At 69.3% G+C, this 23,596-nt stretch carries 17 protein-coding genes; 10 read left to right on the forward strand and 7 right to left on the reverse strand.

Annotated elements, in window-relative coordinates; all coding sequences use genetic code 11:
• The 3 genes from HUA75_RS07595 to rfbC are packed head-to-tail and all read left to right on the forward strand — an operon-like array spanning position 1 to position 2,342.
• Positions 1-903, forward strand: coding sequence for an SDR family oxidoreductase (locus HUA75_RS07595; RefSeq protein WP_141646887.1), 903 nt, complete (start codon positions 1-3; stop codon positions 901-903).
• Positions 904-918: 15 nt separating this feature from the next.
• Positions 919-1,800: a glucose-1-phosphate thymidylyltransferase RfbA gene (rfbA, locus tag HUA75_RS07600; protein WP_141646886.1), complete on the forward strand. Its 882-nt coding sequence runs from the start codon at positions 919-921 to the stop codon at positions 1,798-1,800.
• Positions 1,797-2,342: a dTDP-4-dehydrorhamnose 3,5-epimerase gene (gene rfbC / locus HUA75_RS07605; RefSeq protein WP_174485966.1), complete on the forward strand. Its 546-nt coding sequence runs from the start codon at positions 1,797-1,799 to the stop codon at positions 2,340-2,342. Before rfbA ends, rfbC begins: the two co-directional genes overlap by 4 nt.
• Positions 2,343-2,372: 30 nt before the next feature.
• On the opposite strand, the gene HUA75_RS07610 is transcribed toward rfbC, so the two are convergent.
• Positions 2,373-2,813, reverse strand: a complete 441-nt coding sequence (locus HUA75_RS07610; RefSeq protein ID WP_174485967.1) for an SRPBCC domain-containing protein — start codon at positions 2,811-2,813, stop codon at positions 2,373-2,375.
• Positions 2,814-2,864: 51 nt separating this feature from the next.
• Here HUA75_RS07610 and HUA75_RS07615 point away from each other — a divergent pair, with 51 nt between their 5' ends.
• Positions 2,865-3,194: a helix-turn-helix transcriptional regulator gene (locus tag HUA75_RS07615; RefSeq protein WP_141646883.1), complete on the forward strand. Its 330-nt coding sequence runs from the start codon at positions 2,865-2,867 to the stop codon at positions 3,192-3,194.
• A gap of 47 nt (positions 3,195-3,241) precedes the next feature.
• Here the strand turns inward: HUA75_RS07615 and HUA75_RS07620 are convergent, their stop codons facing one another.
• Entirely contained in the window at positions 3,242-4,924 is a 1,683-nt protein-coding gene (locus HUA75_RS07620) for a hypothetical protein (RefSeq protein WP_217445988.1), read from the reverse strand.
• Positions 4,925-5,111: 187 nt separating this feature from the next.
• Positions 5,112-5,894, reverse strand: a complete 783-nt coding sequence (locus tag HUA75_RS07625) for an AAC(3) family N-acetyltransferase (protein WP_174485968.1) — start codon at positions 5,892-5,894, stop codon at positions 5,112-5,114.
• A gap of 189 nt (positions 5,895-6,083) precedes the next feature.
• Between HUA75_RS07625 and HUA75_RS07630 the strand changes: the two genes are divergently transcribed.
• Positions 6,084-7,109 carry an LLM class flavin-dependent oxidoreductase gene (locus HUA75_RS07630; protein WP_141646891.1) on the forward strand — a complete coding sequence of 342 codons (1,026 nt, stop codon included), beginning with the start codon at positions 6,084-6,086 and terminating at the stop codon, positions 7,107-7,109.
• A gap of 134 nt (positions 7,110-7,243) precedes the next feature.
• Positions 7,244-7,573: a hypothetical protein gene (locus tag HUA75_RS07635; protein WP_141646881.1), complete on the forward strand. Its 330-nt coding sequence runs from the start codon at positions 7,244-7,246 to the stop codon at positions 7,571-7,573.
• 104 nt (positions 7,574-7,677) lie between these two features.
• Here HUA75_RS07635 and HUA75_RS07640 read toward each other — a convergent pair whose 3' ends face one another.
• Genes HUA75_RS07640 through HUA75_RS07650 form a run of 3 tightly spaced genes read right to left on the reverse strand, consistent with a single transcriptional unit; the run spans position 7,678 to position 12,113 of the window.
• The gene (locus HUA75_RS07640; RefSeq protein ID WP_174485969.1) at positions 7,678-9,531 is read right to left on the reverse strand and encodes a serine/threonine-protein kinase; all 1,854 of its coding nucleotides are present in this window, start codon (positions 9,529-9,531) and stop codon (positions 7,678-7,680) included.
• A gap of 34 nt (positions 9,532-9,565) precedes the next feature.
• Entirely contained in the window at positions 9,566-10,564 is a 999-nt protein-coding gene (locus HUA75_RS07645; RefSeq protein WP_174485970.1) for a tetratricopeptide repeat protein, read from the reverse strand.
• The gene (locus HUA75_RS07650; RefSeq protein WP_141643732.1) at positions 10,554-12,113 is read right to left on the reverse strand and encodes a PEGA domain-containing protein; all 1,560 of its coding nucleotides are present in this window, start codon (positions 12,111-12,113) and stop codon (positions 10,554-10,556) included. Before HUA75_RS07650 ends, HUA75_RS07645 begins: the two co-directional genes overlap by 11 nt.
• 211 nt (positions 12,114-12,324) lie before the next feature.
• Between HUA75_RS07650 and HUA75_RS07655 the strand changes: the two genes are divergently transcribed.
• From HUA75_RS07655 to HUA75_RS07670, 4 genes are all read left to right on the forward strand, one after another.
• Entirely contained in the window at positions 12,325-13,398 is a 1,074-nt protein-coding gene (locus tag HUA75_RS07655) for a YihY/virulence factor BrkB family protein (protein ID WP_174467253.1), read from the forward strand.
• Positions 13,399-13,847: 449 nt separating this feature from the next.
• Positions 13,848-17,801 carry a chitobiase/beta-hexosaminidase C-terminal domain-containing protein gene (locus HUA75_RS07660; RefSeq protein ID WP_174485971.1) on the forward strand — a complete coding sequence of 1,318 codons (3,954 nt, stop codon included), beginning with the start codon at positions 13,848-13,850 and terminating at the stop codon, positions 17,799-17,801.
• Positions 17,802-17,983: 182 nt separating this feature from the next.
• Positions 17,984-21,262, forward strand: coding sequence for a chitobiase/beta-hexosaminidase C-terminal domain-containing protein (locus HUA75_RS07665; RefSeq protein WP_254627452.1), 3,279 nt, complete (start codon positions 17,984-17,986; stop codon positions 21,260-21,262).
• A 113-nt stretch (positions 21,263-21,375) separates the two neighbouring features.
• Positions 21,376-21,834 carry an Rrf2 family transcriptional regulator gene (locus tag HUA75_RS07670; RefSeq protein WP_217440687.1) on the forward strand — a complete coding sequence of 153 codons (459 nt, stop codon included), beginning with the start codon at positions 21,376-21,378 and terminating at the stop codon, positions 21,832-21,834.
• Positions 21,835-21,855: 21 nt separating this feature from the next.
• On the opposite strand, the gene HUA75_RS07675 is transcribed toward HUA75_RS07670, so the two are convergent.
• Positions 21,856-23,454, reverse strand: coding sequence for an ABC-F family ATP-binding cassette domain-containing protein (locus tag HUA75_RS07675; protein WP_141643735.1), 1,599 nt, complete (start codon positions 23,452-23,454; stop codon positions 21,856-21,858).
• Between the last annotated feature and the right edge of the window lie 142 nt (positions 23,455-23,596).

Raw genomic sequence — 23,596 nt, forward strand, 5'->3', positions numbered from 1 at the left:
ATGCGCGTGCTCGTCACGGGCTCCAACGGATTGGTGGGAAGCCGCGCCTGTGTGCTGCTGGAGCAGCGGGGACACACGGTGGTGGGCTTCGGCCGAGGTCCCCGGCGCACGGGCGGCGAGTACGGCTACGTGTCGGTGGACCTGACGCGCGAGGCGGAGGTCGCCGCGGCGATGGAAGCCGCCGCGCCCGAAGTGGTCATCCACTGCGCCTCCATGACGGAAGTGGACGCCTGCGAGAAGGACCCGGAGGCGGCCTACGCGGGCAATGTGAATGCGACGGCGGCGGTGGCTCGTGGGGCACGCAAGGCCGGGGCGCACCTGGTGCACGTGTCCACGGACTACGTCTTCGACGGTGACGCGGGCCCCTACGACGAAGCCTCCATCCCCAACCCGCGTGGCGTCTACGCGGTGACGAAGCACATGGGCGAACAGGCGGCTCGGGTGCTCGCGCCCGGCTGCGCCATCGCCCGGACGGCGGTGGTGTATGGCTGGCCTCCGGTGGAGGGGCGGCTCAACTTTGGCGCGTGGCTGGTGATGACCCTGGAGAAGGGACAGCCCGCGCGGCTGTTCGAGGACCAGGTCGTCTCGCCCAGCCTGGCGGACAACGTGGCGGCGATGCTGGTGGAGCTGGGCGAGCGCAAGCTCGGTGGCGTGTGGAATACCTGTGGCGGCACCGTCGTGGACCGCGTGGCCTACGGGCGGGCGCTGTGCGAGGTGTTCGGGTTCGACGCGAAGCTCATCGTCCCCACGCGCATGGCGGAGCTGAAGCTGCCCAGTCCCCGTCCGCTGAAGGGCGGGCTCAAGACGGACAAGGTCCGTGGCGAGCTGGCGGCGAAACCGCTGGAACTGGCCGAATCGCTGGCGCGCTTCCACGCGACGTGGAAGGCCGCGCGCGGGCACTGACTTCGAGAGGTGGACATGAAGGGCATCATCCTCGCCGGCGGCTCGGGCACGCGGCTGTACCCACTGACCCGGGTGGTCAGCAAGCAGCTGTTGCCGGTGCACGACAAGCCGATGATCTACTACCCGCTCAGCACGCTGATGCTGGCGGGCATCCGCGACGTGCTCATCATCTCCACGCCGCAGGACCTGCCGCGCTTCCGGGAGCTGCTGTCGGACGGCGCGCAGTGGGGGATGCGCTTCGAGTACGCGGAGCAGCCCCGCCCGGAGGGCCTGGCGCAGGCGTTCGTCATCGGCCGTGACTTCGTGGGCAAGGACCCCGTGTCACTCATCCTGGGCGACAACATCTTCTACGGGCACGGGCTGAGCAGCCTGGTGCGCGGAGCGGCGCGGCGGGCGGCAGGCGCCACCGTGTTCGGCTATTACGTGAAGGACCCGGAGCGCTACGGCGTGGTGGAGCTGGACGCGAGCAACCGCGCGGTGAGCCTGGAAGAGAAGCCCCTCAAGCCGAAGTCGAACTACGCCGTCACCGGGCTGTACTTCTACGACAACCAGGTGCTCGACATCGCCGCCGCGCTCAAACCGAGCAAGCGGGGCGAGCTGGAGATCACCGACGTGAACGCGGAGTACCTGCGTCGCGGTCAGCTGAACGTGGAGCTGATGGGGCGCGGGTACGCGTGGCTGGACACGGGGACGCACAGCTCGCTGATGGAGGCGTCCAACTTCATCGAGATCATCGAGCGGCGCCAGGGCCTCAAGGTGTCGTGCCCGGAGGAGATTGCGTACCGGATGGGCTACATCGACGCGAAGCAATTGGTGACGCTGGCGGAGCCGATGCTCAAGAACGAGTACGGGCAATATCTGATGTCCGTCGCGGAGAACCGGGGCGCGGTGTCATGAAGGTGACGCCGCTGGAGATTCCGGAGCTGTTGCTGGTGGAGCCGAAGGTCTTCGGTGACGACCGGGGCTTCTTCATGGAGCTGTTCCACGAGAAGCGCTACGCGGACGTCGGCATCCCCGGGCCCTTCGTCCAGGACAACTACTCTCGCTCTGCGCGGGGCACGCTGCGTGGGCTGCACTTCCAGGAGCCGCGAGGGCAGGGGAAGCTGGTGCAGGTGTTCGCGGGCAGCGTGTACGACGTCGCCGTCGACGTCCGGCGCGGCTCGCCGACGTTCGGCCAGTGGGTGGCGGTGGAGCTGTCCGCGGAGAACCGGCGCCAGCTCTGGATTCCGCCGGGCTTCGCCCACGGCTTCTGCGTGACGAGCGCCGCCGCCGACTTCCATTACAAGTGCACCACGCTCTACGCGCCGGAGACGGAGCGCTGCATCGCCTGGAACGACCCGGACCTCGCCATCCCCTGGCCGGTGCCCGAGCCGTTGCTGTCACCCAAGGATTTGCGCGCGCCCCGACTCAAGGACGCGCCGGTGCTGCCCTCGCTGTAGCCCGGGGCGAGGGCAGCTCGGGGGGCTCCCTCAGTAGGCGCCACCCGCGCGCAGGTTGATGCCGAACTCGAGGTACGCCTTGAGACACGTCATCATGTGCATCCAGCCGCCACAGTTGTCGTAGGACGCGTCGACTCCCCGGGCGTCCTCCTTCCAGCCTGACTCGCGGATCTGCACCAACGTGCTCCGCTCATCGATGGGCTTGAAGAGCATCTCCACGCGGGTGTTGTAGCCACCGCCTGCCGCTTCCCACTCGAAGGCGATGCGCTCGTCCCTGGTCACCGTGCGGACGATGACGTCGTTCTCGCCGGGGGCCTCCGCGAACCGCCACTTCACCGTCGTGCCTTCCACCAGGGGCGCGCTGGCCGCCTGCACGAAGTACCCGCTCAACTTCTTGGGGTTGACGACACCGTCGAAGACCTCGGCCACCGGCTTCTGGATCTTCAACTGCACCTGGAACTTCGGCTCCATGAGGATTCTCCCGTTGGGGTTCCACTTCAAGATATGTTATAAATTTATAACATGTCGAGCGAAGCCAGGGACGACCAAATCTTCAAGGCGCTGGCGGACGCGCGGCGGCGGGCGATGTTGGACCTGTTGAAGGCCGCGCCCCGGACCACGGGCGACCTGTGTGAGCACTTCGCGGCGTCCCTGGACCGGTGCACGGTGATGCAGCACCTTGGAGTGCTCGAGCGGGCGGGCCTGGTCATCGCCGTGCGGGAGGGCCGCACGCGGTGGAACTACCTCAACGCCGCGCCCTTCAAGGAGATCCACGACCGGTGGATCTCCCCCTATGCGATGGAGGCAGTGAGCCTGCTGGCGAGGATGAAGCGGGACATGGAAGAGGACTGAGGCCCCGTCGGAGAAACGTGGCGGGGCGTCCGGCCGCTCCCTGGCGCCTACAGGCTCTTCAGGAACTCGACCAACTCCGCGCGCTGCGCCGCATCTGGGACGTAGACGGCGTGGGGCGCCTTGTCTCCCCGTGCCGGGTCCAGCAGCGACGACAGCCCCACCACGGAGCTGTCATGGAGGAAGCGGTCCTTGCGCCCCAGGTCGAGCAGGAGCGGCATGGCGGAGCCCCGCGGCTCTCCTCGCCGGCTGGCCTCCACCACCACCGTCTTGTCGTCGAAGATGCTGGCCGGGTCGTCCTGGATGGGCGCGAAGGCGATGGGGCGCACGCCCGCTTCCTCCGGACGCTGGGCAATCACCGTCGGGTTGTAGCCCGGGAAGATGCTCTTCATCGGCACGATGAAAGACGGGACGCGCTTGCCCTGGTCCACGTTGTGGCAGTTGGTGCAGCGCGCGGTGAACTGCTCCTTGCCTCGCGCGGCCAGGGTGGCGTCAAAGGTCCCCGGCGCGGGCGCGGCGAGGCTGTCGGTGTACGCATTCAAGTCCCGCAGCGCGTCCTCGTTCACGCGCAGGCCCACGGGCGCCTCTTCCGTTCCCGCCTTGTCAGAGACCTGCGTCGCGGTGATGTACGGGAAGCCCTCGCCCACCACGCCTCCCTTCCCCTTGACCTGGGTGTCCTTGAGGATGGTGAGGTAGTCGTCCGCCAGCTCGTTGCCCGCGGCCACGCCGCCCAGGGCCCGGAGGAACGCGCGGCCATCCGGCGTCACCAGGCTCGTCGGGTCCAGCAGCACGGTGTAGACGAGGTTGTTGAAGTTCTCGAGCCGAGCGATGTCGCCGGGAGTCCCCCACGGCGCCGCCAGGTCCGTCCGGAAGAAGGCCGCGATGTGCTGCTGCGCTCCCGTGCCGTCCGGGGCATCGTCGAACGTGCCCAGCGGATAGAAGGCCGGGTTGCCGACGAGCGCGTCGACCTGCGCCTCCGTGGACGTCTCCGTGAGCCCCTGGTCCGACGGCGCCCGGCCAATGGACTTGTTCCCATTGGCGGCGAGCTTCACCTGGAGCAGCGGGTAGAGCGCGCGCGTGTTGGCGGCGATCGCGAAGATGCCACCGACGTTGAGGTTGTGCGGGGTGGGCCCGTCCACCTGTTTGCCGATGGAGCCACCTCCGAGGTTGTTCGGAGACTTCACCACCGAGCCGTCGGTGATGGCATGGCACAGCGCGCAGCTCACGCCGACCTTGTCGCCGCTGGCGACATCCCGCTTGCCGTCGCCATTGGTGTCCTTGACCACGACACCAATCACCGCGTTGGCGTTGATGAGCAGCAGGGTGGTGGCCGGGTCATTGAGCAAGGGGCCGCTGGTGCCTTGGCTGGCCAGCTCATTCGCCACGGCGGTCTTCGTGGCCGCGTCGAGCGCATCCACGTTGACGCTCAGGCCCGCTTGAAGCGCCTGCACGGGGGTGAGCTTCGCGGCCACGATGCCCGTGGGCAGCCGCGCCGCGTCCGTCCAGAAGCCCTCGTTGCCGAAGGTCTCGAAGCGGAACACCTGCTCGCCCCGCGTCTTGTCTCCTCCCGTCAGCCGGGGGAGGTCGGGCCCCTGGTCCACCGGGCCGTCCTTCGTCTGGTTCTGATTGACCGGGTCGCCGTTGTCCTTGTTGCTTTTCGAGCAGGCCACCTGCGATGTGGCCATGGCCGCGGCGAGGAATACCCAGCCGACATGCCCGTGAGTCTTGTTCATCCCATCCCCCAATGCTGACGCGCTTCAAGGCGCGCTGCTATTGAGGCAACCCGCGCATGCGAGGCACGTGCATTTCGCGCACGCCCTCGGGCCCGTCGCGCCGGCAACACCCGCGCTGATCTCCGGTGCTCAGTTCGGCCCCGGAGTCGGACCCACCCTTTCGCCGGATGACGCTTCCTCGGCGCGGTCAGGTCGCGACGCCGGTGACGCTCGTGCGGGCGACGTCGCATTCCTCGCAGCCGGCGTCCTGAGGACAGAGGAAGGTGAGCGGCGCCGAGGAGAGGTGGGCCATCGCGAGGTCCACGAGCGAGCGCGCGTCAAACAGCCGTGCGTCGGCGTTTCCGACGTTCCCCTCGCGCTGGAGGCCCCGGGCCCGAAGCCAGTCGTCGGCGAGCCGGAAGTTCCGACAGCAGTGGTCCGTCTCGGCGATCATCACCGTGCGCGCCACGCCATCGACCTCGACGACACAGGGATGGGAGACGGAGTAGGGCACCTTCGCGAGGGACTCCGCCAGATGCAGCGTCGTGTTCTCCCCCTGCGTCACCCCGAGCAGGAGGACCTGTCCGTCCAGGTCGTGAACCCGGCCCACGGGGCTGTCGGGGCCGTGCGGAGGGGAGAGCGGTTGCGGCCGACAGATGACCGCCGCATCCGGGCCCTCGGCGGCGAACGAGCCTCCCGGGTGCGTGCTTCGTGAGACTCCGGGCTGTCGCCAGAACAGCTCCGCGGTGATGCCCATGTCCGTCGTCGGCGTGGACGCGGGGTCGAACACCGTCTCGCCATCGGTCATCGTGGGCATGACCAGGGTGCCGTCACGCCCGAGCGCCGCGCGCAGGGCGCCAATCAACCCAAGAGGGCCTCCCTCGACGGGCCGCACCGCCTTGAAGGACGTGTGGACCAGGAGCACGCCTCCCGTGTGGACGCCCAGGGACCGGAGCTGCTCCACCATTTCCCGCTGGCTGACCTCGCGCATGGCGCCGGGAGTCTACCGGGCCTCGCGCCACACCGCTTCACGGCCCGGTGACGAGGGAGCGTCCGAGCCCTCCCGCGTTTCCCGTGCGCTCCCGGGGGCCCACGGTTAACGCTGGGACGCCGGGGGTGGTGCCGCCCGGGACGGGACGGGCCCGTCCTCCGTTCCGCGTGCATGCCCTGGGGTCCCTCGATGATTCCCTTCTCCGTTCTCGACCTCTCCCCCATCCGCCAGGGCAGTGACGCCGGTGACGCCCTGCGCTGCACGCTGGACCTGGCTCGCCATGTGGAGCGCTGGGGCTATCAGCGCTTCTGGCTGGCCGAGCACCACAACATGACGGGCATCGCCAGCGCGGCCACCGCCGTCGTCATCGGCCATGTCGCGCAGGGCACCTCCACCATCCGCGTGGGCGCGGGCGGCATCATGCTCCCCAACCACTCGCCGCTCGTCATCGCCGAGCAGTTCGGCACGCTGGAGACGCTGTATCCCGGTCGCATCGACCTGGGCCTGGGCCGCGCTCCCGGAACGGACCAGCGCACCGCCTCCGCCCTGCGGCGCAGCCGCGTGGACTCCTCCGACGCGTTTCCCCAGGACGTCGCCGAACTGCAGGCCTACTTCCAGGAGCCGGAGCCCCATCAGGCCGTGCGCGCCGTGCCGGGCATGGGCCTCAAGGTGCCGCTGTGGCTGTTGGGCTCCAGCCTCTTCAGCGCGCAGCTCGCCGCCGCAATGGGCCTGCCCTTCGCGTTCGCCTCGCACTTCGCGCCGCAGCAGATGATGACCGCCCTGCGCCTGTATCGCAGCCAGTTCCGCCCGTCCGAGGTCCTCCAGAAGCCCTACGCCATGCTCGGCATCAACGTCTTCGCCGCCGACACCGAGGCCCAGGCCCAGCGCCTCTTCACGTCGCTGCTGCAAGCCTTCGTCAACCTGCGGCGCGGCCGGCCGGGACTGCTTCCAGCCCCCGTGGAAACCATGGACGGGCGCATCACCGAGTATGAGCTGGCGGAGGTCGAGTCCATGCTCGCGTGCTCCATCGTCGGCGACCCCGAGCAGGTGGGAGAGGGACTGCGCTCCTTCATCGCCGAAACCCAGCCCGACGAACTCATGGTCACCGCGCAGATCTTCGACCACACCGCGCGACTGCGCTCCTACGAACTGCTCTCCCAGGTCCACGCCCGGCTGTCCGACGACGCGAGACCCGCGCCCACCACGGGCGGGTGAGGCGCCCTGGCGTTCGGGGGCGCCTTGATGCAGCGGAGATTTGTGACAGCAGATTTCGGGCGTGGGAGGGACTTCATCGGAAGTCAGGGCTTATGCATGATGCTGGAGTTCCATCTCTGGCTCAGGAGTCCCCCATGAACGCCCCCCGAATCCTCGCCGCGCTGACCGCCTGCTTCTCCCTGTCCCTCCTGGCTTGCGGAGGAGGCGAGCCGACGGCGGACGCCCCCGAGACGCAGGCCCCCGTGAGCAGCGTGGAGCAGGGCATCGGCTACCCGCCGTCCTGCGCGAGCGGCGACACGCTCATCTACTGGGTGGAGAACGTGCAGGCCTGCGTCCTGAAGTGCGGGTCGACGCGTCTGCCCGGTCAGCCGGCGACGCAGTACGCGGCCTGTCAGTCGAACATCTCGGGGACGAGGACGCTCATCAACGTGCGTCACTGCATCCCCGGCTGTAGCCTTGAGTAGTCGTTGCTCCGCGCGCTGACCTGGCGCTCCCCGGTCCGCTCCGATGCGTGGCTCCCTCGCGGGCCACGCCTTTGCGTGAGCGGACTTGGGTGGGACGCCTTCCGCTACTCGGAGACGTCCGGTGGCAGCATCTGGCGGCACCGCGCCATGCCACGCTGTGCATCGGCGAGCCGCGGATAGTCCCGTGACACGGCCCCGTAGAGCTTGATGGCCTCCTCGCAGTTGCCCTGTTCCTCGCGCGCGCGGGCCCGTGACAGCCGCTTCGTCACGTCTTCAATCTTGCCTCCCAGCTCCGCGAGCTTCGGCTCGACGGAGTCCAGGCCCATGCTCTTGGCCAGCGCGAACTTCTCCGAGGCCTTGGCCAGCTCCCCGTTCGTGAAGTCGTCGCCGATATCGATGAGTCGATCCAGCGCGCGCTCCTTCTGACGCTCCAGGGCCGAATCGCCCGCTCCCGCCGCGACACCCTCGGTGGGGGGCGGGGCATGCTCCGCGCTGGGCTCGTGGGGCGGGGGGCCTTCCTCGGCGGGTGGTGGGCCTCGAGGGGGCGGGGGACGCGGAGGCGGAGGATGGGGAGGCGGGTGCCCCAGGTCTCCCATCCCGTGGGGGCCCGGAGGTCCCTGGCCGTCACCCGGAGGCGGGCCCCGCAGGGCAATCACGCCGAAGCCACCGGCGAGCAGCGCGCCCGCGACGCTCAGGGCCAGCACCCAGCCGGGGCGACCGCTCGGTGGCGGCGCGTAGGGAGAGGCCGCGTGCGCCGTCTTGTCGAACCCGTCGCGCGCCGTGAGTTGCGGAAGCTCGGGCATTCCTGGCGCGGGCTGCGTGAGCTGGATGGGCGCCACGCGGCCCGTGTTGTAGAGGCCCGGGTCGATGGGGGGCGGCGTCGACACGGCGGCGCCGCGCAACATCGTGTCCTCGGTGCCGTCGCCGTAGAGCATGGTGCCCGGCGAGGACTCCTCGGCCGCGCCTGGCTTCACCACGGGGCTGACGCCGCTGATGGCGGGCCGACCGGACAGGGTGGGCAGCGCGTTGCTCAGGTCCGCGGCGAACGCCTCCATCGTCATGTAGCGCTCCACGCGCTTCTTCGCGGTGGCCTTCTGGATGACCGCGTCGAGCGCGGGCATGTCCAGGTCCGGCACCACGTCCACCAGCCGGGGAATGGGCTGGTGCACCTGCTTCTGCATGATGTCCGCGACGCTCGTGCCGTCGAACGGCTGCACGCCGGTGAGCAACTCGAAGAGCACCACGCCCACCGCGTAGATGTCCGCGCGCGCGTCCACGTCCTGGCCCATGGCCTGCTCGGGGGACATGTACCGGGGTGTGCCGGCCACCGCGCCCTGCGCCGTGAGACGCGTGGCCCCGTCGGCGATGCGGGCGATGCCGAAGTCCAGCACCTTGACGTGCCAGCCGCGCATGCCCTGCCGGACCATCACGTTCTCCGGCTTGAGGTCCCGGTGCACCACGCCGCGCGCGTGCGCGTACGCCAGCACGTCCGCGACCTGGAGGATGATGTCCCCGGCTTCATGGAGGCTCAGCCGGCCCACGTTCGCGAGCAGGCGCTTGAGGTCATCACCCTCCACGTACTCCATGGAGATGTAGAGGCTGCCCTCCTCGTCCTGGCCGAAGTCGTGCAACGTCACCGCGTTGGGGTGCCCCACGCGGGCGTAGCTCTTCGCCTCGTTGAGGAAGCGCCGCGCGACGTCCGGGTCCAACGACAGGCCGCTGTTGAGGAACTTCATCGCGACCTGCTGGCCAATGCCCACCTGCTCCGCCAGGTACACGGAGCCCATGCCGCCCTGGCCCAACCGCTTGAGCACGCGGTAGCGGCCCGCCACCGTGCGGCCCAGCATCCGGTCCACCTGCGGCGCGACCTTCAGCTGCTCGGTGCTTCCACAGCTCGGGCAGGCGCCGCCCCAGGTGTCGTGCTCCGTCTCGCACCGCTGACAGATGAAGAGGGCCATCCAAGTCCTTCCTGACCGCGAGGTGGGTGCGACGTCAGCGTGACGGGGGCGCGGCGTAGCGCTGGAAGAGCAGGCGCTCCAGCTCGCGCGCGCCGTCCTCCTTCGACGTGCGCTGCGCCACCGCCGCGCGGAGCAGGTCCGTGCGGGGGTCCTCCGGCAGCTCCGCCTCCATCACCGCCAGGGCACCTCTCAGGTCCCCCGCGCGCTGGAGCGCCGCCGCGCGCCACACCCGGTACTCCGTCACGCCCGGCGCCGCCGAGGCCGCCTTCGCGAACAGCCCCTCGGCGCTCTTGGAGTCATTGCCCTGGAGCGCAACCAGTCCCTCCAGGAACAGGCCCTGCGCGGGCGCCTGGGGCGCGGCTTCTCCCGAGTCCTTCGCCCAGTCCAGCAGCTCCCGGCCGGTGCGCAGTTGCTCCGTCGTCAGCGCCTCGCCCTTCAGCGCGCGCTGGTGCACGTCCTCCGCGGAGGCTCGGCTCGCGGTGCTCAGGCGCGTGCCCATCTCCGCCAGGTCCACGCCCAGGTAGTCCGCGGTCACCAGGGTGCGCAGTTGCTCGCCCGCGCCCGCCGGGCCCGCGAGCGTGCCGGCCTCCAGCGCCTCGAAGAAGTCGGCCTTCAGCTCCACGTGCCGCGCGGTCATGTCCGCCGGCACCGGGCCCTTCTTCTTCTTCTTGCGCGCGGCCTTGAGCTGGCGCTCGCACAGCTCCAGCTCGCCCTTCGCCTTGGGACGCTCCTGGATGTCCGGGGCGCTCTTGAGCCAGGCGCGATACGCGGCGCACGCGCCCGCCGTCTCCTTGGCCCCCATGCGCGCGCGGCCCAGGCCCAGGTAGGCGGGCAGCAGCGAGGGATTGGCGCGCGTGGCCTGGAGGAACACGCGCGAGGCCTCCGCGTACTTGCGCTTGTTGTAGAGCTTCGTGCCCTCGGCGACGAGCGCGTCGGCGTTGCCCACCGAGGGGCCCACGAGCGGCGCGGCGCTGGCCGTGCCCCACACCAAAAGCGCGCACGTCAGCAGCAGTCGACGCGACTCAGAACGCATAGCCCACCCCTCCACGGAAGTTGCTCGTCCCGGCGATCTTCCCCAGCAGCGAGAAGCCCCGCTGGTACGCCACGGAGGCGTACAGCCCCTCGTAGACGAAGACTCGCGCGGAGGCCTGTCCGGACGCGTGCAGGTCCAGCGCGTAGAGGCCGTCCTCGAAGCGGGGCGAGTTGCCGGAGCCGTCGTCCTCCTCCTTCGCGAGCGCGCCGCGCAAATCGAGACCCGCCTGGATGGCGAAGGACACCGGGCCCAAAACGTATCTCAGTTGCGGTTGCAGTGCTCGCAGCGACACCATCTGGACCTTGGTGTCGACCTGCGTGAGCCCGGCCACGTTCGGGTTCTGCACGTCCTGCGGGACGTTGACGCCCATCGTCCAGACGTCGCCGGTGGAGTACCAGGTGGCGCCCACCAGCATGACGCCGAAGTACTGGCCGTAGCGTCCGTACTCCAGGCCCAGCCCTCGCAGCCGCCGCGAGCCCGGCGCGCGCACGCCGTTGCCGCGCACGTCGCTCAGCCCGCCCTCCGTCTTCACCGGCTGCGCGGTCAGTGTGTCGGACGTGAGGCTGGTGAACTCGTAGGCCGCCTCCAGGTAGCTCTGCCGCGCCATGGTGGCCTCCTGCCGCCGCTTCATGGCCAGCTTGAAGGCCTGCATCGACGTGGGCTTCAGCTCCCGCTCCAGCGTGTACGTCGCGCCCGGGGCAATCTCCGCCTGGACTTCCTGCGGCTCGTAGCCCTCGCGCGCCAGTCGCAGGGTGCGTGAGCCGGGTTGGATGCCCTGGTCCACCGCGTCCTTGCCCACCACGGCGCCGTCCACGGAGATCTCCGTGCCCTCCGGCAGGACCTTCACCACCAGCCGCGCGGGCACCTTCTCCAGGGCCGGCCGCAGCTTCACCTGCTCGCGCGAGCCCACCACGCGCGTCTCTTCCCTGGGCAGGTGCGAGGCCAGCTCGAAGCGGAACGTGTGCTCGCCGGGCAGCACCTCCGTGGCGTAGGGCGTGACGCCCATCTTCACGCCGTCGATGAACACCGTGGCGCCCGCGGGCACCGACACCGCTTCCACCAGCGCGTTGAGGGACAGGAACTTCACCAGCACACCGGCCAGGGCCTTCTCGAAGGCGGGGTTGCTCGTCTCCGCCTCCGCGCGCGCGCCGCTCTCCGAGCGCACGCTGACGGCGCGGAAGCGGTAACCGGCGTCGTCCTGGCCCACCCGCACCAGCACCACGCGCTCCAGGCCGAGCGACGCCAGATAGGTCCCCAGGGGCTCCCGACACCGGGCGCCGCCGGCCAGACAGCCCAGGTCTCCTTCCCGGCCCTGGAGGTGCGAGGCCAGCGCCCCCACGCCGACGACCTGTCGAGGCTTCACGTCCCCCGGCAGCAGGCCGGTGATGCCTTCCTCGGTCCGCTTCACCAGGGCGTCCTGCCCTGGATACATGGGCTGGATGAGCCAGAGGGTGTGGGCCGGGGCCTCGGCGCGGGCTTCCGGTGAAGCGCCGGGTGTCGCGCTGGCGACCAGCGCCAGGCTGACACTCAGGAGAGAGGCGACGAACATTGCGTCCTCGGGGCGGGCTGAGGCGGTGAGGTCCCGTCTGCCCGGGTAGGGCGGAAAACGGGCGCCGGGTGTTTTTTACCGGATGAAATGTTTTTCAGGAAGACGGCCCCCCGAGGGTGGAGCGGCCAGGGAGGCTGCCCATTGGGGCAGGGGCGCCACCGAGGGTCCGTATGGCCATCTTCCCCAGGACTTACATGGATGAGGGGGCGAGATGGTCTTGCCAGGCAAGGGCATGGGGTGGTGGGAGTTCTTCAAGATCCTGAAGGACGAGTGGAAACGCGACGATGTCAGCGACGTCGCGGGGGCCTTGACGTTCCGCGCCATCCTGGCGCTGTTCCCCTTCCTCCTGTTCCTCGTGTCGCTGGCGGGCGTCATCATCGACCCCAACCAGGCCCAGGTGCTCATCCAGGAATTGGGGAAGGTGGCGCCCAAGGAGGTGACGACCATCCTGGGGCAGCGCATCCAGTCGCTGGCGGACAGCAACCCGGTGGGGCTCTTGACGGTGGGTGGTGTGGGCGCCATCTGGGCGGCCTCCGGGGGCATCGTCGCGTTGATGGACGCACTGAACACGGCCTACGGCGTCGAGGAAACGCGGCCGGTCTGGAAGCTTCGGCTCATCGCGGTGACGACGACGCTGGTGGCGGCGGCGGTGGCCATCTTCGCGGCGCTGGCGGCCGTGGCGACGCCCGCGCTGGCCAGCAAGCTGCCGGACCCCGCGTCCACGGTGGCGCTGTGGCTGCGGCTGCCCGTGGCGGGCCTGCTGATGATGTTCCTGTGGGCGGTGCTCTATTACGTCCTGCCCAACGCGAAACAGAAGTTCCGCTTCATCACCCCGGGCTCCGTGGTGGGCGTGCTCATCTGGGTGGCGGCGTCGTGGGCCTTCTCCAAGTACGTGGCCAACTTCGGCAAGTACGACGTGAACTACGGCGCCATCGGTGGCGTCATCGTGCTCCTGCTGTGGATGTGGCTGTCCTCGCAGGTGGTGCTGCTGGGCGCGGAGATCAACTCCATCCTCGAGCAGCGCTCGCCGGAGGGGAAGGCGCCGGGACAGCACGTGCCGGGGCAGGGCAAGGCCGTGCTGGCGACCAAGTCGGAGCTGGAGCAGGGCGGGGCGGACATCCCTGGCGCTCGGGACTTCCGTCCGGCGGTGGACCCGGCGACGGGCCAGGGCCTCGCCAGCGACGCGCCCCCGAAGCTCCAGCAGACGCCGTTGGCCGCCGCCGCGAAGTGGGCCGCGGGCCTGGGCCTGGGCGTCTTCTTCCTGCGGCGAAACACCGGTCGCTGAGCCTCGACGCATTGAATTCGCAGGTCTGCTCCCGGGCCCTGGCTCCCGCGCCCCTGGAGGGTGCTGGGGAGGAGCTGCTCTTCCCCGGGGCGAGTCTCCTCCGGGGACATTGACTCGGCCGACGACGAGGCGGCTGACATCAGAATCCTCGGCGTCGCGAGTCCTTGAGTCCCAGGAACGGACGCTCACGGAGGCCGTCCTCGGTTTGAATATTTCCCGGGGCTCAGCCATGTGTCGGCTGGGTGTGTCACTCTCAGGCGTCGCACGTCGCCGTCGCCCCCTCCGACAGCCCCGTTATCCGTTCCCCCCGCTCAGCGGGGCGTGGACGCGCATGCCATGGATATTTGATGTCTCGGACTGTGTTGTTCCTCATCCGCCCCTTGTCGGCATTGCTCTGCCTGGGGGTTCTCACGAGTGCATGTGGCGACGCGGGGTCGGGCCCCGGGCCGATGCCGCCCGGGTCTACGGACACCGTCGCGCCCACCACCGTGGCCTCTCCGGCGGGGGGACTCTTCAACAGCCCGCGCACGGTGACGCTCACCTGTGCTGACGGGACGGGCTCCGGCTGCGAGGCCACGTACTACACGTTGGATGGCAGTGCTCCGACGACGCGGTCCATCCGCTACTCGGACTTCGTCATGGTGGAGGCCAGCGCCACGCTGCGCTTCTTCTCCGTGGACCGGGCGGGCAACAGCGAGAGCGCGCGCTCGGCGGAGTTCGTGGTGGACGTGGACCCTCCGGTGGTCTCCGCGTCTCCGGGTTCGGGTACCCACGATGCTCCGCTCATCGTGACGCTGACGTGTGATGACGGCACGGGCTCCGGCTGCTCTCGCATCCACTACACGCTGGACGGCGCTGTCCCTTCGGAGACGTCTCCCCTCTACTCGGTCCCGCTCACGTTGATTGCCGGCGCGCGGCTGCGCTTCATCGCCATGGACCGCGCAGGCAACGCGTCGCGGGAGGGCACGGAGCTCTACTCGTTCGACAAGGGCGGGCCTGCCTCCGCCGCCACCCCTCGGGGTGGGCCGTTCGCCGGTCCGATGCAGGTGGTGCTCACGTGTGATGACTCGGGCGGTTCCGGCTGTGCCAGCACCCGCTACACGTTGGATGGCACGGCGCCGACGCTGGATTCGCCCGTGTACGCAGGCCCGCTCCAACTCACCACCACCACCACGGTGCGCTTCTTCTCCATGGACACGGAGGGGAACCGCGGGGACCTGGTCATCGAGACGTATGTCATCGATACCGCGCCGCCCACCGCGTCCGCGACGCCTCGGGGTGGCACCTACTCCTCGGCGCAGTCCGTGACGCTGAGCTGCGAGGACACCGGGAGCGCCGGCTGCGTTGCGCTGCACTTCACGACGGATGGCACCTCTCCCACGACCGTCTCCGCGCGCTATGGGCAACCCCTGGCGCTCTCGTCGTCGACGACGCTGCGCTTCCTCGCGGTGGACAGTGCTGGGAACCTTGGCCCCGTGGTCTCGGAGGCGTACGTCATCGATACCGTGCCGCCCACCGCGTCCGCGACGCCTCGGGGTGGCTCCTACTCCTCGGCGCGGTCCGTGACACTGAGCTGTGACGACACGGGGGGCTCCGGCTGCTCCGCGCTGCACTTCACGACGGATGGAACCTCTCCCACGACCGCCTCCGCGCGCTATGGGCAACCCCTGGCGCTCTCGTCGTCGACGACGCTGCGCTTCCTCGCCGTGGACAGTGCTGGGAACCTTGGCCCCGTGGTCTCGGAGGCGTACGTCATCGATACCGTGCCGCCCACCGCGTCCGCGACGCCTCGGGGTGGCACCTACTCCTCGGCGCAGTCCGTGACGCTGAGCTGCGAGGACACCGGGGGCTCCGGCTGCTCCGCGCTGCACTTCACGACGGATGGTTCCTCTCCCACGACCGCCTCCGCGCGCTACGTGCAGCCCCTGGCGCTCTCGTCGTCGACGACGCTGCGCTTCCTCGCCGTGGACGGCGCTGGAAACCTCGGAGCCACGGTCTCGGAGGCGTACGTCATCGATACCGTGCCGCCCACCGCGTCCGCGACGCCTCGGGGTGGCACCTACTCCTCGGCGCAGTCCGTGACGCTGAGCTGCGAGGACACCGGGGGCGCCGGCTGCTCCGCGCTGCACTTCACGACGGATGGCACCTCTCCCACGACCGCCTCCGCGCGCTACGCGCAGCCCCAGGCGCTCTCGTCGTCGACGACGCTGCGCTTCCTCGCGGTGGACGGTGCCGGAAACCTCGGTGCCACGGTGACGGAGACCTATTCCATCATGCTGGCCCCGACCACCGTGGCTCAGCCCGAGGGCGGCCTCTTCCGGACCACGCAGACGGTGACGCTCGTGTGCACCGACGGCGCGGGCCTCGCCTGTGCGGGGACCTGGTACACGCTGGACGACAGCGAGCCGACGCCGACGACGGGAACTCCGTATACCGGCCCCATCTCGCTGTCCTCCACCACGCGCCTTCGCTTCGTGTCGAGGGATTCGGTGGGCACCCTGGAAGCGTCCCGCCTCCAGGTCTACACCTTCGACGTGACGGCCCCGCTCACGCAGGCCGAGCCTCCCGGAGGCACGTTCAACGGCCCCGTCACCGTGCGGCTCACGTGCACGGATGCGCCCGCGGGCTGCCGTGAGACGCGCTACACCCTGGACGGCACGGCGGTCTCGAGCAGCTCGCCGCTGTACACCGCGCCCATCGTCCTCGGGCGGAACACCACCGTGAACTTCAAGTCGGTGGACAACGTCGGGAACGAGGAACCGGGGCGGCAGGAGATCTACACGTTGCCCGATGTGGCCAACAACGCCTCGTCGCAGATTGATTGGCTGCGTGGCGCGGCGGACGGCGCCCAGCCCATGCTGCCCATCAATGGAGCCATCGTCACCTTCGTCAAGCCGGGCGTGGGCGACCCCACGAGTGATGGCCCGGGCATCTTCCTCCAGGCGAAGCAGGAGGGGCCGGCCATCTTCGTGTCGGTGAACCCCGCCGGACTCGTCCCGCCTCCAGTGGCGGGTGACTGGGTGAGTGTCCGGGTGAATCACCTGCGCACCGTGAACGGCCTGCGCCGCGCGAGCATCGACACCAGCAGCTACGCCGTGCTCGCCAAGAACTTCCCCGTGGCGACGCTGGCCCAGGAGGTGAGTTCCGTCGATCTGCCCCTCGTGCGGGACATGTTCGACTCCGAGCTCATCTCGCTGCAAGGCGTCATCAACGGCGCCTTCACTCCCTCCGGCACGGGCCATATCCAGGCGCCCTTGACGACGTCGGCCATCCCCGTGGGCTCCTCCAGCGCGGCCCAGTTCCGTCTGCGCATGGTGGCGACGGTGAACGACACGGTGGAGCTGACTCCTGGTTGCACGGTCTCTCTCACTTCACCCCTGTGGCACTACGTGTCCGCCTCGGCGTCGACGCAGCCCTCCCTCTGGGTCCCCGAGCAACTCACCTCGCAGACGTGCCCGTCCCCGGCTGTCATCGAGACGAAGGCCCTGAGCGCGACGAGTGTCCTGGTGCGGTTCGACCGGCGCCTGGATGCGAGCAGTCTCCTGGGGAGCGGTGCCCAGTTCTCCATCACAGCCCTCTCCGCGCTCGCCGTCACGGGCGCGACGCTCCAGTCGCCCACGGAGGTGGTCCTCACCACGGCGCCGCAGACTCCCCGCCAAGGCTATGACCTCAAGGTCGCCTCGACGCTGAGGGACAGGAGGGGCGTCGGCGTGCAGGCGCCGACAAACAGCGGTTTCTTCCAAGGCTTCTCGATCTCCGCGCGCCTGCGCATCACCGAAGTCGCGCCCAACATGACGGGCGGCCGCGACCTCGTGGAGCTGCGCGTGCTGCAGTCCGGCTCGGTGGGGGGCATGACGCTGTTGCTGGACGGGGGCCCCGCGCCGCTGGCGACGTTCCCCGAGGTGGAAGTGCAGGCCGGCGACGTCATCGTCATGCACCTCAATCCAGACCTCGTGCAGGAGGATGCGGGGCCGCAATCAGAGACGCTCGGGCGCACGGAGTTTCCGCAGGCGGCGTTTCCCGCGAACCATGACTCCGCGTGGGACTTCCACAGCGGCGCCACCGTCAGCCTCCCCACGGGCAACCGGGTGCTGCGTGTGCGGGACGCCCAGGGGGCCGTCCAGGATGGCCTCGCCGTCACGGTTCAAAGCAACACCAGCGCCGGTTTCCTGGGCGAACTCCAAACGCTCCAGGGTCAGGGCCAGTGGTCACCCACGAACTGTGGCGGTGTCCCCTGCACGTACTCCACGCTCCCCACCGCCTGGAGCGTCTCCGTCAGCTGGTCGTCGGCCTTCGTGTCGACGGGGAAGCAGATCACCCTGGGCCGTGTCACTTCCGTAGACAGCAATAGCGCCTCGGACTGGGCCGTGGGCACGGGGACCTTTGGACTCGTGAATCCCTGAGCCCCAACCGAAGGACTCCTTCGCGGAGGGCCGCCGGAATTTGAAACTTCCGCGAGGCTCCGCTATCAGGCGGTGGTGCGTGCCATCCACGGATGGCACACGGCGCCGTTCCCTCCCCCGACAGCCCCGATATCCGTTCCTCCCCGTTCGCGGGGAGTGGACGCGCATGCCATGGATTCGCGATGCCTCGGTTTGTGTCGTTCTTCTCTCGTTCCCTGTGGGGAGTGCTCTGCACGTTGGTGCTGACGAGCGCGTGCGGCGGAGGAGGCTCGGATCCCGTCCCCACGCCCCCCGGGCCCACGGACACCGTCGCGCCCACCACCGTGGCCTCTCCAGCGGGGGGCCTCTTCAACAGCCCTCGCACGGTGACGCTCACCTGTAATGACGGGACGGGCTCCGGCTGCGAGGCCACGTACTACACTTTGGATGGCAGTGCTCCGACGACGCGGTCCATCCGCTACTCGGACTTCGTCATGGTGGAGGCCAGCGCCACCCTGCGCTTCTTCTCCGTGGACCGGGCGGGCAACAGCGAGAGCGCGCGCTCGGCGGAGTTCGTGGTGGACGCGGACCCTCCGAAGGTCACCATGTCGCCGGGCTCGGGGATTTATGGCGTTCCGCTCGTCGTCACGCTGACGTGTGACGACGGCACGGGCTCCGGCTGCGCCCGAATCCACTACACGCTGGACGGCGCCATCCCCCTGGAGACCTCGCGACTCTATACGACGCCGCTCACGTTGCTGGCCGGCGCACGGCTGCGCTTCATCGCCCTGGACCGGGCAGGCAACGCCTCCGCGCCGGGAGCCGCGCTGTATACCGCCGACATGACCGGGCCGGACTCCGTCGCCACGCCTCGGGGGGGACTGTTCGCCGGCCCGACACAGGTCGCGCTCGCGTGCAATGACGCGGGGGGCTCCGGCTGTGCTCGCATCCACTACACGCTGGATGGCAGGACGCCGACGATGGACTCCCCGGCGTACGGCGGCCCTCTTCAGCTCACCAACACCACCACGGTGGTGTTCGTCGCCGTGGACGTGGTGGGAAACCTTGGCGAGCTGGGCATCGAGACGTACGTCATCGACACCGTGCCGCCCACCGCCTCAGCGACGCCTCGGGGTGGCGCCTATTTCTCGGCGCAATCCGTGACGCTGCGCTGCGAGGACACGGGGGGCTCCGGCTGCTCCGCGCTGCACTACACGACGAACGGCACCGCGCCGGGCACCACCTCACCGCGCTACACGGAGCCGCTGGCGCTCTCGGCGACGACGACGCTGCGCTTCCTCGCGGTGGATGGCGTGGGAAACGTCAGTCCCTCGGTGACGGAGACCTATTCCATCCTGGTGGACCCGACGGCGCCCACCACCGTGGCACAGCCCGAGGGGGGCGTGTTCCGGACCCAGCGGACGGTGACGCTGGCGTGCGGCGACGGCGCGGGCAGCGGCTGCGCGGGGACCTGGTACACGCGGGACGACAGCGAGCCGACTCCGACGACGGGGACTCCGTACACCGCGCCCCTCACGCTCTCCGCCAACACGCGCCTGCGCTTCGTGTCGAGGGATGTCGCCGGCAACCTGGAAGCATCCCGCCTCCAGGTCTATACCTTCGACGTGTCGGCCCCGCTCACGCAGGCCGAGCCGCCTGGAGGCACGTTCAACGGCCCCGTCACCGTGCGGCTCACCTGCGCGGATGCACCCGCGGGGTGCGGTGAGACGCGCTACACGCTGGACGGCACGGCGGTCTCGAGCAGCTCGCCGCTGTACACCGCGCCCTTCGTGCTCGCGCGCAACACCACCGTGAACTTCAAGTCGGTGGACAACGTCGGGAACGAGGAGCTGGGGCGGCAGGAGATCTACACATTGCCCGACGTGGCCACTGTCGCGTCGCAGCAGATCGCCACCGTGCGTGCCGCGGCGGATGGCAACGTGCCGAGACTGCCCATCGACGGCGCCATCATCACCTTCGTCAAGCCCGGGGTGGGCAACCTGACGAATGACGGCCCGGGCATCTTCCTTCAGGCGAAGCGCGAGGGACCGGCCCTGTTCGTGGAGTTGAACCCCTCCGCGGTTTCGCCTCCTCCGGTGGCGGGAGACTGGGTGGGCGTCCGCGTGCTCAATGTGCGCACCGGCAACGGCCTGCGCCGCGCGACCATCGACCCCAGCAGCTACACCGTGTTCGCCAGGGACTTCCCCGTGCAGACGCTGGCGCAGGATGTGAGCGCCATCGACCTGCCCATGGCTCTGGAAAACTTCGAGTCCGAGCTCATCTCCCTGCGCGGCGTCATCAGTGGCCCCTTCTCCGCCTCGGGCACGGACCACCTCCAGGCGCCCCTGACGACGGTGGGCGTCCCCGCGAACTCGTCCAGCGCCGCCCAGCTCCGGCTGCGCATGGTGGCGACGGTGAACGACTCGCTGGAGCTGGTGCAGGGCTGCGACGTCTCGCTCACCTCTCCGCTGTGGCGTTTCGGGACGGTCTCCGCGTCGACGCAGCCTTCCCTCTGGGTTCCCGAGCAGCTCACCGCGCAGACGTGTCCGCCCCCGAAGGTCCTCGGGGCGTTCGCGCTCTCCTCGACGACCGTCCTGGTGCGCTTCGACCGGCGGCTGGATGCGGGCAGCCTCCTGGGCAGCGGTGCGCAAATCACCATCCCCGGGCTCTCCGTCACCGGCGCGACGCTGCAGTCGCCCAAGGAGGTGGTCGTCACCACGCCGCCGCAGACTCCGCGAGGCAGCTACAGCGTCCAGGTCGCCGCGACGCTGCGGGACCTCAAGGGGGACGGCGTGCAGGCGCCGAACAACACCGCCTCCTTCCGGGGGTTCGCGACGCCCGCGCGGCTGCGAATCACGGAGGTTGCTCCCAACATGTCGTTCAACCGCGACCTGGTGGAGTTGGTCGTGCTCCAGTCCGGACCGGTGACGGGCATGACCCTGATGCAGGACGGGGGCTCCGAGCCGCTCGCGACGTTCCCCGACGTGGAGGTGCAGGCCGGCGACGTCCTCGTCATGCACCTCAACCCGGACCCCGTGGGCGAGGCGGGGCCCCGTTCGGAGCTGAGCGGGCCCATGGAGCATCGCCGGATGCTGTATCCCGCGACGCATGACACCGCGTGGGACTTTCACAGCGGCGCCACCTTCAGCCTCCTCCCGGGCAACCGGGTGCTGCGCGTGCTGGACCCCTTCGGCGCCACGCAGGACGGCCTCGCGGTCTCCATTGGGACCAACACCTTCGCTGGCTTCCTGACGGACCTCGCGCTGCTCCAGTCCCTGGGCCAGTGGATACCCGCGACGTGTGGCGGTGCCCCCTGCACGTACTCTTCCGCCCCTTCCGCCTGGGACATCACCGTCGCCTGGGCGCCGGCCTTCGCGTCGGCTGGAAAGCAGACGACCCTGCGCCGTGTCACCGCTGGAGACACCCACGCGGCCGGAGACTGGGCCGTGGGGACGGGTAGCTTTGGACTCGTGAATCCCTGAGTCCCGGGGCTCCCAGCGGACGAGCAGCCCGGCAGTCGGGGAATGCCGGGTTGCACGCCGTCAGGGCGGGCGATAGGTAACCATCGGAGTCTCCATTCCAGCCCGGAGGGTGAGTGAACAGCCGATTCACCATGGCGGCGCACATCGTCGCGATGCTCGCGAAGTGCTCCGGTGACGCGGCCGGTCCGCTGACGTCCGAGGCGATGGCGCGCAGCATCCAGACGAACCCCGTCGTGGTGCGGCGGCTCTTGGGAGACCTGGCTCGCTCGGGGCTGGTGGAGACGAAGCGGGGCGTTCGCGGAGGCGTGACGCTGGCCCGGCGCCCCGAGGACATCACCCTTCGGGACATCTACGAGTCGGTGGAGGAGGGCGCGGAGCTGTTCGGCAGGCACCCGGTGGGGCCCGCTCCGGACTGCGCCATTGGCCCCTGCGTGGCCGACTACCTGGAAGGTGTCTTCGGCCGCGCGGAGGCCGCGCTGAAGCAGAGCCTGGAAGGCACCACCGTGGCCCAGATGTCCGCGGACCTCAACGCCCGCTTCCTCGCGCTCAACCCGCCGGAGAAGACGGGCTGAGCGACAGGCGGGCCCTTCACGTCAGCGGCGCTGGGCCGCGACGGCCGCGTGCTTCTCGCGGAACTCCGCGTAAGGGCCGTTGAAGTCGAGCACCTCGCGGCCCGCCTCGAGCGACCAGATGCGCGTGGCGACCTCGGAGATGAGCTCCTGGTCGTGCGTCACGACGATGACGGTGCCCTCGTACTTCTGGAGGCCCTCGGCGAGCGCGGAGATGGACTCCAGGTCCAGGTGGTTGGTGGGCTCGTCGAGCACGAGGACGTTGTCCTGCATGATCATCAGCTTGGACAGCAGCAGGCGCACCGTCTCACCACCGGAGAGGGTGTCGGTGTTCTTCATCCGCTCCTCGCCGGAGAAGAGCATCCGGCCGAGCACGCCGGAAATCTCTTCGTTGGTGAGCTTGTCGTGCAAGTCGCGCAGCCAGCCGAAGCAGGTGGTGCCCTTGCGCACGACGCCGTGGTGGTCCTGCGGCAGGTAGCCGACGGAGGCCTGGTGGCCCCAGCCAATCTTGCCGGTGTCCGGCTCGAGCTGCCCGGCGAGCATCCTCACCAGGGTGGACTTGCCCACGCCGTTGCGGCCGATGACACAGACGCGCTCGCCCTTGCACACCAGCGCGTTGAAGGGGCGGATGACGGGCACGCCGTCGAAGGACTTGCTGATGCCCTCCACCATGAGCGTCTGCTTGCCGCTGACGACCTTCTGGTCGAAGCGGATGAACGGCCGCGCGATGTTGGAGCGCTTGAGGTCGTCCGACTTCAGCTTGTCGATCTGCTTGATGCGGCTCTGCACCTGCGAGGCGCGGGTGCCGGCGTGGAAGCGCGCCACGAAGTCCTGGAGCTGGGCGATCTTCTTCTTCTTCTCCTCGGTCTCGGACTCCACGCGGGTGCGCAGCTGGGACTTCTGCCGCACCATGTCGTCGTAGCCACCGTTGTACTGGATGATGGCCTCGTAATCGATGTCCGCGATGTGCGTGCAGATGGAGTTGAGGAAGTGCCGGTCGTGGCTGATGGTGATGAGCACGCCCTCGTACTCGTGCAGGAAGTTCTCCAGCCAGCGGATGGAGTCGATATCGAGGTTGTTCGTGGGCTCGTCGAGCAGCAGCCCCTCGGGCTTGCCGAACAGCGCCTGGGCGAGCAACACGCGCAGCTTGAGGCCGCCGGTCAGCTGCCGCATGGGGCCCTCATGGAAGGCCTCTTCGATTCCCAGGCCCGCCAGCAGCGTGGCCGCGTCGCTCTCCGCCGAGTAGCCATCCTCCTCGGCGATGACGCCCTCCAGCTCGCCCAGCCGGTTGCCGTCCTCGTCGGTGATGTCCGACTTGGCCAACAGCTTGTTCTTCTCCGACATGGCCGCCCACAGGGGCAGGTTGCCCATGAGCACGACGTCGAGGACGCGTTCCTCCTCGTAGCGGAAGTGGTCCTGGCGAAGGATGCCCAGCTTGCGCGGCCGGACGATGTTGCCCATGTCGGCTTCCTCGTCTCCGGCGAGGATCTTCATGAACGTGGACTTGCCCGCACCGTTGGGGCCGGTCAGGCCGTAGCGGCGGCCCGGAGAGAAGGTGACGTTGACCTCCTCGAAAAGCTTCTTGGGCCCGTAGGCCTTGGAGACGTTGATGACGTTGAACATGGCGGGCGCGTTGTAGCGGAATTGACGCGGAGCGGCCAAGGCTGCGTGGAATCGCGACCCATCCGTCTCGCGGTGACCTCATGAAACGCCCGGCAGGCGACGAAAAATGCCCTGAAATGGCGGGGTCTTGAGTCCCCGTCCG

Origin of the sequence: Myxococcus sp. CA040A, from assembly GCF_013336725.1 — a bacterium.
Taxonomy (GTDB): Bacteria; Myxococcota; Myxococcia; order Myxococcales; family Myxococcaceae; genus Myxococcus; species Myxococcus llanfairpwllgwyngyllgogerychwyrndrobwllllantysiliogogogochensis.